This is a genomic window from Calothrix sp. CBUCES-K 9914 (assembly GCF_059640475.1).
This window is the reverse complement of sequence record NZ_JBXXZH010000218.1, coordinates 1-13,095: the sequence shown is the minus strand read 5'-3', so window position 1 is coordinate 13,095 and position 13,095 is coordinate 1. Positions and strand designations below refer to the sequence as shown.

The window sequence follows — 13,095 nt, the reverse complement described above, 5'->3', positions numbered from 1 at the left end:
CTTGTTCAAAAAATTACTTATGAGTTCCGGAAAAATTGCATAAAAAAACCCTTAGTGGCTATTAGCCAGCTAAGGGAGTGAGTTATCAGGGTGCATCTACCATATACTTGTTCTAGAAATTACAAGGCTGTTCCGGATGAATTTCAAAAACTTTGAGTATAATAATTTTTGTAGAGATAATAAAAACGACTGTAAAGCTAGCATCTAGACTATAAGTGTTGATGAAAGTATTTCTGTAAAGATGTGAGTGTTTGTAGTGAAACGAATTTGATTTTGAGATAAATTAGTTACATGGAAGTCATTATCCTTACTATTCTTTTTTTGAACAGGCTAGTAAATCTTGACTTTTTGTACGTTTGTTTAATCTCAGTATTCCGGATTTAGACACTTTACTCAAGCTAATGTGTCAATCAAAGCGTTGTTTGCTAAAAAAACCCCAGTCACTTTGAACCATTGGTTGAACCACTGGTCAAATATCACTGGGGATTGAAGATTAAGGTGCATCTACCAAATACGATGTTCTACGTCAAAACTATGTAATCCGGATAAAGTTGTAAAAGCCTGTCTTTTACTCGCAAAGGCGTGAAACATTCGGTTCGATGAATGCATCTAAGGTAATAATAAGGAGCAAGACTAACGATAAGTGAATGAATATTCTCGTTTCAAAGTCTGATTTAGGAGGCGAACAGGAAAAGTTGTGACCCAGGAATTTCATATTTCCGTAACACTTGTAGGGCAAAATGACTATTTAGTACGAACGGAACAAGTTGCGCCTGGGGTGCCATTGGCGGAAGAACTGGTGACTTGGCCTATAGCTGATTGGTTGGCGGCAGCGGGACATCTAATGAATGACCCGCTCAAGTCTGTGTTGCAGGGAGATGCGATGGTGCGGAACTCGGTCAACTTAGCAGCGCTGGGTCAACAATTATATAATGAACTGTTTCAAGGCACCCTCAGAGATAGTTGGATTACAGCACAAGGTATTGCACAGAACCATCAACAGGTGCTGCGCTTACGAATTGGAATTAAAGATAATCGCTTGGCACGTTTGCCTTGGGAGGTAATGCACGCGGGAGACCGTCCAATTGCAACTGGCCCTTATATTTCCTTTTCTCGCTATCAAACCGGACTCCCAGGCGCCTCGCGTTTACCATCGTTGAATATGCCTCTCCCACCGGATGAGGGTGGAATCAGGGTATTAATGGTGCTTGCGTCTCCGACTGATTTAGTGCGTTTAGATTTGCTCAAACAAGAAGCCATTAAACTTCAAGCGGAGTTGCACCGTCAAGTAACAAGTATTACCGAAGGTGGTCATTTCCTTCCGGATATACAGTTACATTTTCTTGAGCAACCAGGAAGGGAAGAGTTAACGCAAGCTTTAGAACAAGGACGCTATCACATTTTACATTACTCAGGTCATAGTAACTTGGGTGCAAACGGTGGCGAAATTTATCTTGTAAATCATCGAACAGGTTTAACCGAAACTTTGAGTGGTGATGATTTAGCTGGGTTGCTTCTTAATAACAACATCCAGATGGCAGTATTTAATTCCTGTTTAGGAGCTTATGGCGCCACTGGTAGCAACGATACAGAAACAGGAGAACGAAGTTTAACTGAAAGTTTAGTTAAACGGGGAATTCGGAGCGTTTTAGCGATGTCCGAAAGAATTCCCGACGAAGTTGCACTAACGTTGACACAATTGTTTTATCGCAATTTGAGTCAAGGGTATCCAATAGATTTGTGTGTAAGTCGTGTACGTCAAGGATTAATTTCTGCTTACGGTTCGCACCAAATGTATTGGGCATTACCAATTTTATATCTCCAAGCAGAATTTGACGGTAATCTCAGTCCTGGATTGTATTTACCGCAAAGTAGCGAATTTTCGGCTGAGTACGAGCAACCAAATTTGAGATCAACCGCATTATTTACTAGTATGGGCGATGATCCTCAAATGCCACTGCCAATCGAAGATGTAATGTCAGAGTCACTTGGACAGGAGACTGGTGGACTTGACTGGTTGGGAGAAGATACTTGGGGTGACTTGGTTGACGAAATTGAAGATTATGATGACCCTAGCTATGCTGATGATTCCGCGATAGTTTCGGATTTATTCCGTCAACTCGACCAGCAAAAAGCTCAAGCAGAGCAAACTGGAACAACGTATACCTTTGATTCGGAGTCGGACGATATTATACCAGGTGTTGAAGTTTCCGACGATTTATCTTCGCTTGACCGTGAAGTAGAAAAATGGCGTACTGAAAGAGCAGCTAGAGATATAGGTCAAGATTTAGGAGATGCATCTAACCGACCTGGTAGTCTCAAGAAAAGCGAAATGACTGTATCTAATCCAATAGCTACTGGCATGATACCAACTCATGATTCAGTAAGTATTATTGAACCGGGTGTACCGCGTCGCAAATCGAAAAAATTATTACCACTTGTTGGGTTAGTTTCTGCTGGTGCAATTGCATTTGCTGTTGGTGTTAACTGGTGGCAAACTCAATCAAATCCAATTACAAATATCCCTCAAGTTACGGCGCCTGATTATAGTCAAATTAACCTAGAGAGAGAAAAAACTGAAATTGTTACAGCATTCGCTACTGAAAAAATTAACACTGGTGATATAGACGCAGGATTAAAAGCAGTTGAAGCTTTATTGAATCGTAACGCACTCACAGAGGCAGAATCTGCACTCAAGCTCGTACCAAAGAAATATATTGATAAACCATCAGTGAGTTTCTTATTCGGGCGCCTAGCATGGCAGTCAATACAAGCTGGTAACAAAAATTATAGTACAGATGACGCTCGTCGTTATTGGGAAACAGCCGTCAAAGCCAATCCCGATTCAATTGTATATGCTAATGCTCTAGGTTTTGCTTACTATGCAGAAGGTGATTTGGATCGAGCCAATGACTCTTGGTTTAAAGCATTGGATATTGTAGGAAGGGATCAAAAACCTACAGCATCAAATATGGCTGCGAATGCATCTGTAAAACCACCAGTGCGACAAGACTTAATCGCTTACGCTGGATTAGCTTTAGCATTATATAAATCAGCACCTAAACAGGCGCCTGCAAAACGTGAGCGATACCTTGACGAAGCTGTAAAAATCCGTCAAAGAATAGTGAGTAATGAACCACAAAGTTTTCAAGTCGAGCAACTCAGCCAAAACTGGTTGTGGACAGAAAAAACTCTCAAAGACTGGAAAGCATTGCTCCAAGTACCAACTCCACGAAGATAAAAAGAGTTAGGAGTGCTGAGTGCTGAGTGCTGAGTGCTGAGTGCTAACTCCTAACTTATTTAATTCCTTCAAATCTACCCAAGAAAGTTGGTAAAGGGCGAGTTACGTGAACTTCCCACAAAGCTTTGAGTGTAGATAATTGTTCTCTAAAAGTGTAGAAAGAAACAGTCTTTTTACTATAACTTCCCCAGTCAGGGGTTCCCAAACCAGTTGCTTCAATGCCAAGTTGACGACAGGTATACACAGCGCGCGGTAAGTGGAAATTTTGCGTGACTAAAATAGCTTCCTTAACACCAAAAACCTCTTTCGCGCGGTAACAACTTTCGTAAGTGCTAAACCCTGCGTGGTCAAGTGTGATATCTTCTACGGGTACACCCTGTGAAACCGCGTAGTTTTGCATTACCATTACTTCGTTATAATCAATTCCGCTGTTGTCACCTGTCATTAACAGCTTTTGTACTCGTCCCAATTTATACAAATAAACAGCAGCCGTTACTCTATCAGCAAGCATTGGTGTTGGTGTATTATCCGGTCGAATTCCGGCGCCAAACACAACTGCGACTTTTTGTGTCGGAACTTTGTCAGCTTCGGTAAACCGACGAGTGTTAGTAGCTGCATTGACGTACAAACCAAGAGTAAAGGGAGAAAGTATAGAGCTTACAATTACAACTCCCAAAAGTAGGCGCCAGTGCAGTAGTAACGATAAGGAACGCATATGGTTATTTACTGTGTGTGTGAGGATGTATCTATTATCTATAGATTTTGCTCAATCAACTGTAGTTCCTCAGCACAAAAGTATATTTTAATGCTCTTGTAGCACAGGCATCCCTGCCTGTGCATTTGGGTGTGCTATTACAAATAGGTCAGGCAAGATGCCTAACCTACGGGTTTACACTATTGCTGTTGTTGCTGTTGTTGTCGCTGTTGACGCTTTTGTTGCCATTCCGCGCGCTGTTGTTCGAGTTGCTTTTTCTGGTCATCATTCAAAATGCCTTCGATCTTAGCTTTTTGCGCTTCTCGAATTTGCTTAATTTGAGCTTTTTGACCTTCATCCAAATTCAACGACTGCATTAAGTCACGACGATTAATACGTTGTCCTTGTTGACGCTGTGATTTTGCTGCTTGGAGTTTTGCAAGCTGGTCTGGTCTATAAACACCTTCTATCTGCTTTTTGGTGTCTTGTTCAATTTGACGCATCTGCTGTTTTTGCGCGTCAGTGAGATTCAATTTTGCCCACTGACCTCCTTTTTTGTGAGGTTTCTGTTGTTGAGCTTGTGCTACTAATGAATATCCATTATGAATTGCATCAGCTTTAACCATTAAGGGAACTGCGGCAACACTTAAAGCAACGGCGCCAACTAAAAAAGGAATTAATCTGTTAATTTTCATCATACCTGGGAAGTAAATTTCCTGCTCTCTACACCATCATCATAAGGATTTCCTACTGCTAGCGGCATGAGCTAAACGTCATGATTTATAGTATGACTTTTTTCATACCACATGCGTTGTTGGTGCGTGACGCTACAAGTCCTATAACTACGCTGAAGTTTTTTTCGTAGCGTCACGCACCCTACAATTTTGATGTGCCACTTGCGTAAGTCCTAAAAAGTTAACTTGCCGCTATAGGTTGGGGTGTGTTAGATAGATTAACTTTTAAGCGTTTGAACATGGCTTCACGCGCGGAGATAGCCAATTCATCTTCTAAAGGTTTTAATAGAATAGGCTGTTGATATTTCAAACGTAACGCTGTTTGAATTAACCAGTCTGCAACAAAAGGATTTTTGGGTAATAATGGACCGTGGGAATATGTAGCAATAGCGTTTTGATGAAATGCTCCTTCAGTACCATCTTCACCGTTGTTACCCAAACCGTAGATAACTTTACCTAATGCTTCGACTTTTCCAAGTTTTGTGCGTCCACCGTGGTTTTCAAACCCAACTAAATAAGCTTTGCTTCCTGTCATTTCTTCTAGGTCGCGCGCGAGTTTTGTCGCTGTAACTTCAATAACTAAGTTACCAATGCAGCGCTTCGTGTTTTCACCTGGGTGTATTGATACTAAGTCTAAAATTCCTAATCCTTCGATACGCTGTCCGGCGCCTGGTTCATAGTAATGTCCAAGTAGTTGAGGTGAACCACAGGTAAATACACCAGGTGTACCATTATCTAATTTTTCACGCATTGCCTCAGCTTTGGCGCCTTTTAAGTCGCGCATTACAAGTTCCTGCTGACGGTCTTGGGCGCCTCCACCAACGATAATGTCTACAGACTTGATATCTTCAGGAGTTGCTTCTGAATCTAGGTTAACTATTTTAACATCGAATTGGCGCCATTGCGCGCGGCGCTGAATCGTAATCACGTTACCTCTGTCACCATAGGTACTCATCAACTTAGGATACAGCCAACCGATAACTATCTCGTAGTCCGTACTCATAAATTTTTGCCTTAATTTTTGACCTTATTTGATAAAATGCTAAACAAATTAGAAGTATTGTAAATGTTGCTTTAATCACCTCAAAGAAAGTATTACCATACTTTGTGTCTGTGTCCGATGTTCCAGTAAAATTACAAGTGCGAGATACAATGGACTGTAAAACAGCAACTTTGGTTTATCAGAGTGGAAACTACCTCGACAATATCCGTGAGATTTTCCCCACAGCTTGGAAGTTTCTAGAAGAAGTATCGTTTGCTTACGTAGATGGGAAACCCGATAAGTTTGATTCCGATATAAGAGACATAGTTGGGGAGCAACCATTTAAATTTAGAATGGTTCACCGTGATGATAGAGACCAGTTAACCAAAGATTTATCTGATTTGTTGGGTGATATTACCTCACGTTTATTACTGGAGAAGCATTTTTCTGAAGTCGTGGGAAAACCTGTCTTTTTTAGCACAATTTGTTGTAACAGTCATTTGACCTCTGACCACGAGTTAAGTTTGGAAGAAGTTTTGCCGTTACAGTGTGCTGCAGTGAAATTACAATAAGTTATGAGTGCTGAGTGCTGAGTAAGGTGGGCAGTGCCCACCCTAAAAGTATTATCTGATTTTTTTACCTGTGAGAACTTCGCGCACGTCCAACATTGCAGTATACGTTGGCAGGATGTGCAACGTCTCATCAGGTTTTGTATGTTCTAGCGCAGTGCTAATTGCTTTCTTTAAATCTTCCTCAACAATCAAATTAACTTTACTATCATAAACATCGCTATATCTTAAACGTAGTGCCATATCATATACCCTGTCTCCACTTACAACAAGAGTTCCACCACGTTGAACTAGCGCTTCTGTATCTACATCCCATATCCAAGATACATCTTCACCATCTTGCACTCTATCATTAAGTATCAACAGCGTCGTTTTATCATTACTTTCCGTAACAACTCGAATCGTTTCATTTGTACCCACAGGGTTCTTAGATAGCAAAATTCTGACTCGTTTACCATCGATTTGCAACTCTTCCGCGCGTCCAAATGCAGGTTGAAATATCGGTATAGTATCCCTCACAGTCGCTTCATCAATACCTAACTCGATTGCAACTGTCGCTGCTGCCAAAGTATTGTACTTGTTATACAGTCCAACCAGTACCTGTGACCACTCACTACTATTCAAAGCTGGTTTACTGCGCTTAAAACCACATTGAGGACAACTAAATTCTCCCAAGTGTGACAAATACACACCTTCATAGTCAAGCGAATGTCCACAATTAGGACAATATATCGAGTCTACAGCGTGAGGAATTTCTTCGAGGTATTTATTTGGTTCGTTCAAACCGAAAAATACGACTTTTTGTGATAACTGTTGACCCAGGTAAGATAATGTCGGGTCGTCAGCGTTGGAAATAACCGTAGTATTCGGGGAATTCGTCGATATAGCTTTTGTCCATCGTTTACTAATTGTATCTACCTCACCGTATCTATCCAACTGGTCGCGAAATAGATTTAAGCACAAAATAGCTTTCGGTTGAATCGGCGCCAGTACTTTTGGCACAATATTCTCATCGACTTCTAAAATCGCATAGTCAACATTCAACCCACCAAAAGCATCAGTACTTTCCATTAAAGCAGTTACCAAGCCGTTTTCGAGATTGGCGCCTGTAGAGTTATGCGCGACACGATACCCCTTACGTTCGAGAATTTCCCGTAATAATAGTGAAGTAGTAGTTTTACCGTTCGTACCAGCAATTAGAATAACTCCATTTTTAACCTGTTGGCTGAGTAACTCTAATAAACGAGGTTCTATTTTGCGTGCGAAGGAACCAGGAAGCACCGAAGCAGCACCTAAACGCAGCGCGCGTACAGCAAAAGTCACACTTTTTGCCGCTGACACAGCCATCCCCAATTTTACTCTATCAATCAAATTTATATTCTTACCCACGTCTGTACCCTTATTTTCAGGCAAATGCTAGTAACCAGCATAAAAAGAAAAATTAATAAGCGAGAGTTTAGCTCTTCTTCGTAAAAAAAGCCAGCAATTAATATACAAAGTGCTGAATACAAAGTGCTGAGTAGAAAGTGCTGAGTGCTGAGTAGTAACTCTTAACTTCTAACTCTACTCAGCACTCAGCACTCAGCACTCATTACTCTACTCAGCACTCAGCACTCAGCACTCGTTACTCTTTAGAGTTATCTTAAAAATGGTGCAGGCACAAATGATTTTTCAAAGTCGATCTGCTTTCTTCAGCACAAATTACCAAAATTATCCATCAAATTGAAAGGTTTGTTTTAATGCATTGTATGAAGCGGGATTTAAAAAATATACACCAAAGTATACTTACTGACTGGCGCCAGTTGATCTCAAGATGCTTGCTGTTGACACTTTGCTTGTATTGTTTGATTATTCAACCAGCCCAAGCAGGTATTAATGATGACAGGTTCGACGGGAATATTTTTGTTGTGTACGCAGGTAATGGTTCTTTAGTACCATCAAAACTAAATTTCCCAAGCGCACTTAAAGAACACAAACCAGTATTTATGATGTTCTATGTCGATGACAGCAAGGACTGTAAACAGTATGCAATTACTGCAAACCGAGTACAAGAATTTTATGGGCGCCCATCTGAAATTATCCCTGTAAGTATCGATACAATACCACAAAAAGATAAATACGAACCAACTGAGCCAGGTTATTACTATTCCGGTAAAGTTCCTCAAGTTGTAGTATTTAACCAGGAAGGCAAGGTTGTTTTGAATAAAACTGGACAAGTACCATTTGAAGAAATCGACGATAAATTTCGAGAAGTGTTTGATTTATTACCACGTACCGAATCAGTAGAATTAAAGCGTCGTTCTTTCAACGAGTTCAGTAGTGAGTTAGCTAAGTAACATAGTGAGGTGGGCTTTAGAAGCCTGCCTCAAAGTTTGGTGTTATTGAATACTGCAATAACTGTCCAATAAAGTCATAATAAAAAATAATATTAAACAAACTCGTAGGTTTCCTGATGTCAGTTTACACTACAGAGAAATTAATCGAAATTTTACATTCTGAACGTCAAGCTTGTTTGAAAGGACAACGCTTAAAGTTAGATGTGACAGTTTCTGGCAGTCCTGTACTCGACCAGTTTATCCGTTCGGAAGGGTTACAAAAATTCACTGCTTATCAAGATTTTAAAGCCGCAATTCATCAATATCAACGCGATAATAATGTATCGGGAATTGTTTGGCGCTCCTGTAGCGTAAAAGGTATAAGTTTTAAATATCCCGAAGTTGACGCGCAGTTAGTCGCGTTACCAGAAGATATTGAAACACTCAAAAATGCGAAAAGCTCAATATGGGAATTTTGGCAGCAAGTAACATCTGACATGGATTTATTTTTGAGCGTCAACCACGGCAAACAACACCAGCTAATTGTAAAAGAAGACTGCGCGCGTATTCAAGAACGCACCGAATGGGCAGGTTTATTGGTGTACGAAAAATCAAACTTTTTAGAAATAGTTTTACAGTTAGGATGGGGCAAACCCGAAGAAGCCTGTTACAAAAGAGGCTTTCCCGCTTCAGGTAGTGAGTACATTCACGCAGTCAACCCCGGTCAACACCCAATTACTTGAGACTTCTAACATTAACTCTCGAAATGTTTATCACTTTTAGAACAGAAAATAATATGTAGGTTGGATGGAGCGGAGCGCGGAACCCAACATAATCAACTTTTAGGCTCGATAATAAGTTTTTAGATGACATATTAAGAATTAAGAGTGTTACTATTTTAATAGTGTGCAAAAGTTTAATATAAAACCAGCAAAAGTACGAGAAGTGATATGACAGTTACTCATGATGTTGAAGGAATTAAGGCAATAGTTCTTAAACTACCTCCGGAAGAACTTATAGAACTGATGACAGCAATAAGAGAGAAACTTGAAACAACAGCTATGATGAAGCTGTCAGAAACAGGATTTCAAGAGTGGAATGACCCAGAAGAAGATATCTATAATGACTATATCGAAACCGAAACCCTCTGAAATCTGGTTGGTTAATTTTCCTTACAGTAATTTAAGCTCTGTTAAGATTAGACCTGCACTTGTTTTATCAGTTCACAAGGATGAGCTAATTATTTTAGGCATTTTCTCAAAAATTCCTGTTGAAGAATTGCCTGAAACTTGGGTTTTAGTATCAGATAGACATCCAGAGTTTTTGCAAACAGGGCTAAGAAAATCATCTTTGATCAGAACTGACAAAATATCAACTGCAAATAAGGAAGTATTTCGGCGCTATCTTGGAGTATTACCAGCAGATTTGTTACCTTTAGTACAAAAAGCTTTAAAGATAGCTTTAAACATTAATTAGAGAATTGCAAAACTTAGATTCGCGATTCTCATAGAAGCTGCGAATCTTGTTTTTTTATGAGAAGTTTGAAAATTGTAGTCAGTGCTACAAATTCACTTTTCCATAGCTCAGTATCGCATTAACCTGTACCAACCAATAGAATCTGAGGCAATATAGATATATATAGCATTGCTACCGTTACATGAGTTATTGCCTGAACCCCCGTTGTCCAAAACCTGAGAATACAAGCGACGTGAAATTTTGCTTAAGTTGCGGCGCCAAGTTACTGCTGAAGGACAGATATCGTGCAGTAAAGCCACTTGGGCAAGGAGGTTTTGGCAGGACTTTCTTAGCTGTCGATGAAGACAAACCTTCTAGACCCCAGTGTGTAATTAAGCAATTTTATCCGCAAGCGCAAGGAACAAGCACGGTACAAAAAGCTGTGGAACTGTTCAACCAGGAAGCGATGCGTCTGGATGAGTTGGGTGAGCATCCACAAATTCCTGATTTATTTGCTTACTTTACTCAGGAAGATAGGCAGTATTTGGTGCAAGAATTTATAGATGGGTACAACTTAGCACAAGAGTTAACACGTACTGGCGCCTACAACCAAGCACAAATTCGCCATCTCCTTGATGATTTATTGCCAGTGCTGCAATTTTGTCACGCGCGTCATGTGATTCACCGTGATATCAAGCCTGAAAATATTATCCGGCGCCGTGGGTTGCCCGGACGTTCGACGGTTATTAGCGCCAATAATCCTGGTAATTTGTTTTTGGTAGACTTTGGCGCCTCAAAAGTCGCGACAAATGAAGATGTCAACAAAACGGGTACAAGTATTGGTTCTCCTGAATATGTGGCGCCAGAACAAATTCGCGGTAAAGCCTTATTTGCCAGTGATATATATAGTCTAGGCGTGACTTGTATACATTTATTAACTGGAAAATCACCTTTTGATTTGCATGATGTTCATAACGACGTTTGGATATGGCGCCAGTATTTAAAGTCATCTATAAGTAACGAGCTAACCAGCGTCCTAGATAAAATGATTGAAACGATTCCCGCGCGACGTTATCAAACGGTAGACGAAGTGTTACAAGATTTACACGAGTTTGTGCAAAACAGCAATTATCAACCAGTAATTCAGCCTATAGTTACCAATACCAACAGCCAACCAGTAACTAATAATACTTCACAAACGAATAATCATTTAACACCAACAGCGGCGCCGAGTCAAATAGATACAGAATTAGAAGAAATAAAGACCATGTTTCTTACCGGAAGCAAGCCTAAGAATAATTCTCAGCCGCAACCGCAAACAGGCGCCTCTAATACTACCCCAAATACTACCTCTAATACTAGAAGTAAAATCGACGAAGAACTGGAAGAAATTCGCAGCAAGTTTTTAGGGAATAATCCATAATGTTATGTTCGTTATCCAATAACGCGCGACGTAAATCATCAATACGAACTGCTGTTCTATAAATAAGTTTGAACTTGTCACGGCTTCTAGAGCTAAAGGGCGCCAATAATACCAAGAAATGATACTATTGTTCTTAAATATCTACTAGTTTGGAGGGTCGGTCGTGACCTTTATAAATCCTAAAACAGATTTTGCTTTTAAAAAAATCTTTGGCTCTACACAAAGTAAAGATATCCTAATAGGTTTTCTGAATGCAATTTTGTATCAAGAGAAACCTGTGATTTTAGATTTAGAAATCATTGACCCTTATCAGGCACCGCGCATTAAAGGTATTAAAGATTCATACTTAGACGTAAAAGCTACAATAGCGGAAAATAAAACCGTTATTATTGAGATGCAGGTTTTAAATGTGTTAGGTTTCGAGAAGCGTGTGTTATATAATGCGGCAAAAGCCTTTTCAATTCAGCTTAGAGTCGGTGAGGACTATACACTGTTAAATTCAGTCATAGCTTTGACTATCACCGATTTTGACATGTTTGAAGGCAGTAGTAGAATCATATCTCGCTACCGATTAAAAGAAAAAGAAGATTTAACAGATTACAGCGATGATATCGAACTCGTATTCGTCGAGCTACCCAAATTCAAAAAACAGCTTTCGGAATTAGAAACATTATCAGAAAAATGGCTGTACTTCCTTATTGCAGCAAATACACTCACGTCAGTTCCACCCATTATGGAAGAAGTACCAGAAATAAATCATGCGTTTGAAGTTGCAAGGCAAAGTCTACTAACCCCAGAGGAGTTAGATGTACTAGAAAAACGAGAAATGTTTATTCACGACAGCAAAAACGCAATTTTAAAAGCGCGACAGGATGCCGAAGCTAAGGGTCGAAAAGAGGGAGCGAAAGAAAAAGCACTTTCTATCGCGCGTTCGCTACTTGGTATTTTAGATGTACAAACGATTAGCCAAACTACGGGGTTAAGTGTGGCAGAAGTTGAACAATTACAAAAATAAACCAGAGCGCGCTTTCTTAGGAAAAATATAAAAAGCGCCCCCGATACATGCCTGAGCGCTTTTTATTATCTATTCAATTTTACGATGCCGCGTACTAACCGTTAATAGCAGGCGCCGATAGTGCTACAGGTGCAACTTCACCACTCGCTAAGTCTAAGGGGAAGTTGTGAGCGTTACGCTCGTGCATTACTTCCATACCTAGGTTCGCGCGGTTGATTATATCTGCCCAGGTATTGATAACGCGACCTTGGCTATCAATTACTGACTGGTTGAAGTTGAAACCGTTTAAGTTGAAAGCCATTGTGGAGATACCTAAAGAGGTAAACCAGATACCAACTACTGGCCATGCAGCTAATAAGAAGTGTAATGAACGGCTGTTGTTGAACGATGCGTATTGGAAAATTAGGCGCCCGAAGTAACCGTGTGCTGCTACGATGTTGTAGGTTTCTTCCTCTTGACCAAACTTATAACCATAGTTTTGGCTTTCGGTTTCAGTTGTTTCACGAACCAACGAAGAAGTTACCAAAGAACCCAGCAGCTTCGCAGGCAGGCCAGCAGATGTCCACACACGCCAAAGGCACGTTTCATGTCAGGCTGAGTCAGACTGAATCAACCTAAACATTTCATGTCAGGCCGAATCAACCTAAAGGCTTCCCGCTGTGGGCCA

Annotated in this window: 12 protein-coding genes and 1 pseudogene; 8 read left to right on the top strand and 5 right to left on the bottom strand. The window is 40.3% G+C overall.

Going from position 1 to position 13,095, the window contains the following annotated elements; translation table 11 throughout:
- Nucleotides 1-697 precede the first annotated feature (697 nt).
- Entirely contained in the window at nucleotides 698-3,241 is a 2,544-nt protein-coding gene (gene hetF / locus AC2JBO_RS33830) for a cell division protein HetF (protein WP_496958019.1), read from the top strand.
- A 55-nt stretch (nucleotides 3,242-3,296) separates the two neighbouring features.
- Here hetF and AC2JBO_RS33825 read toward each other — a convergent pair whose 3' ends face one another.
- From AC2JBO_RS33825 to AC2JBO_RS33815, 3 genes are all read right to left on the bottom strand, one after another.
- On the bottom strand, nucleotides 3,297-3,956 hold the full coding sequence (locus AC2JBO_RS33825) for a SanA/YdcF family protein (protein ID WP_496958018.1): 660 nt from the start codon (nucleotides 3,954-3,956) through the stop codon (nucleotides 3,297-3,299).
- Between the two features lie 179 nt (nucleotides 3,957-4,135).
- A complete protein-coding gene (locus AC2JBO_RS33820; protein WP_496958017.1) occupies nucleotides 4,136-4,633 on the bottom strand; it encodes a P pilus assembly/Cpx signaling pathway, periplasmic inhibitor/zinc-resistance associated protein in 498 nt (165 codons plus the stop codon).
- 217 nt (nucleotides 4,634-4,850) lie between these two features.
- A complete protein-coding gene (locus AC2JBO_RS33815) occupies nucleotides 4,851-5,672 on the bottom strand; it encodes a type 1 glutamine amidotransferase (protein ID WP_496958016.1) in 822 nt (273 codons plus the stop codon).
- Between the two features lie 149 nt (nucleotides 5,673-5,821).
- On the opposite strand from AC2JBO_RS33815, the gene AC2JBO_RS33810 reads away from it, so the two are divergent.
- A complete protein-coding gene (locus AC2JBO_RS33810) occupies nucleotides 5,822-6,223 on the top strand; it encodes a hypothetical protein (protein WP_496958022.1) in 402 nt (133 codons plus the stop codon).
- Between the two features lie 51 nt (nucleotides 6,224-6,274).
- Here the strand turns inward: AC2JBO_RS33810 and AC2JBO_RS33805 are convergent, their stop codons facing one another.
- Entirely contained in the window at nucleotides 6,275-7,609 is a 1,335-nt protein-coding gene (locus tag AC2JBO_RS33805; RefSeq protein ID WP_496958021.1) for a MurT ligase domain-containing protein, read from the bottom strand.
- Between the two features lie 359 nt (nucleotides 7,610-7,968).
- Here AC2JBO_RS33805 and AC2JBO_RS33800 point away from each other — a divergent pair, with 359 nt between their 5' ends.
- The 6 genes from AC2JBO_RS33800 to AC2JBO_RS33775 all read left to right on the top strand — a co-directional run bounded on the left by AC2JBO_RS33800 (nucleotide 7,969) and on the right by AC2JBO_RS33775 (nucleotide 12,428).
- Nucleotides 7,969-8,556 carry a thylakoid membrane photosystem I accumulation factor gene (locus tag AC2JBO_RS33800; RefSeq protein WP_496958015.1) on the top strand — a complete coding sequence of 196 codons (588 nt, stop codon included), beginning with the start codon at nucleotides 7,969-7,971 and terminating at the stop codon, nucleotides 8,554-8,556.
- Between the two features lie 113 nt (nucleotides 8,557-8,669).
- On the top strand, nucleotides 8,670-9,278 hold the full coding sequence (locus AC2JBO_RS33795) for a hypothetical protein (protein ID WP_496958020.1): 609 nt from the start codon (nucleotides 8,670-8,672) through the stop codon (nucleotides 9,276-9,278).
- A 207-nt stretch (nucleotides 9,279-9,485) separates the two neighbouring features.
- Nucleotides 9,486-9,686, top strand: coding sequence for a hypothetical protein (locus tag AC2JBO_RS33790; RefSeq protein WP_496958014.1), 201 nt, complete (start codon nucleotides 9,486-9,488; stop codon nucleotides 9,684-9,686).
- Nucleotides 9,658-10,011: a type II toxin-antitoxin system PemK/MazF family toxin gene (locus AC2JBO_RS33785; protein WP_496958013.1), complete on the top strand. Its 354-nt coding sequence runs from the start codon at nucleotides 9,658-9,660 to the stop codon at nucleotides 10,009-10,011. The genes AC2JBO_RS33790 and AC2JBO_RS33785 overlap by 29 nt, the downstream gene beginning before the upstream one ends.
- Nucleotides 10,012-10,192: 181 nt before the next feature.
- Nucleotides 10,193-11,413 (top strand): protein kinase domain-containing protein, encoded by a 1,221-nt coding sequence (locus AC2JBO_RS33780; RefSeq protein WP_496958012.1) that lies wholly within the window; start codon nucleotides 10,193-10,195, stop codon nucleotides 11,411-11,413.
- Between the two features lie 163 nt (nucleotides 11,414-11,576).
- Complete coding sequence (locus tag AC2JBO_RS33775) at nucleotides 11,577-12,428, top strand: Rpn family recombination-promoting nuclease/putative transposase (RefSeq protein WP_496958011.1); 852 nt, start codon at nucleotides 11,577-11,579, stop codon at nucleotides 12,426-12,428.
- A gap of 94 nt (nucleotides 12,429-12,522) precedes the next feature.
- Here the strand turns inward: AC2JBO_RS33775 and AC2JBO_RS33770 are convergent.
- Nucleotides 12,523-12,960 (bottom strand): annotated as a pseudogene (locus AC2JBO_RS33770) (photosynthetic reaction center family protein); the annotation flags it as partial.
- Nucleotides 12,961-13,095 lie beyond the last annotated feature (135 nt).

Bases quoted from the DNA above. Each gene is read 5' to 3' on its own strand.
- AC2JBO_RS33800 (WP_496958015.1), top strand. From the start codon at position 7,969: ATGAAGCGGGATTTAAAAAATATACACCAAAGTATACTTACTGACTGG.
- AC2JBO_RS33810 (WP_496958022.1), top strand. From the start codon at position 5,822: ATGGACTGTAAAACAGCAACTTTGGTTTATCAGAGTGGAAACTACCTC.
- AC2JBO_RS33790 (WP_496958014.1), top strand. From the start codon at position 9,486: ATGACAGTTACTCATGATGTTGAAGGAATTAAGGCAATAGTTCTTAAA.
- AC2JBO_RS33815 (WP_496958016.1), bottom strand. From the start codon at position 5,672: ATGAGTACGGACTACGAGATAGTTATCGGTTGGCTGTATCCTAAGTTG.
- AC2JBO_RS33780 (WP_496958012.1), top strand. From the start codon at position 10,193: ATGAGTTATTGCCTGAACCCCCGTTGTCCAAAACCTGAGAATACAAGC.
- AC2JBO_RS33785 (WP_496958013.1), top strand. From the start codon at position 9,658: ATGACTATATCGAAACCGAAACCCTCTGAAATCTGGTTGGTTAATTTT.
- AC2JBO_RS33820 (WP_496958017.1), bottom strand. From the start codon at position 4,633: ATGATGAAAATTAACAGATTAATTCCTTTTTTAGTTGGCGCCGTTGCT.
- AC2JBO_RS33825 (WP_496958018.1), bottom strand. From the start codon at position 3,956: ATGCGTTCCTTATCGTTACTACTGCACTGGCGCCTACTTTTGGGAGTT.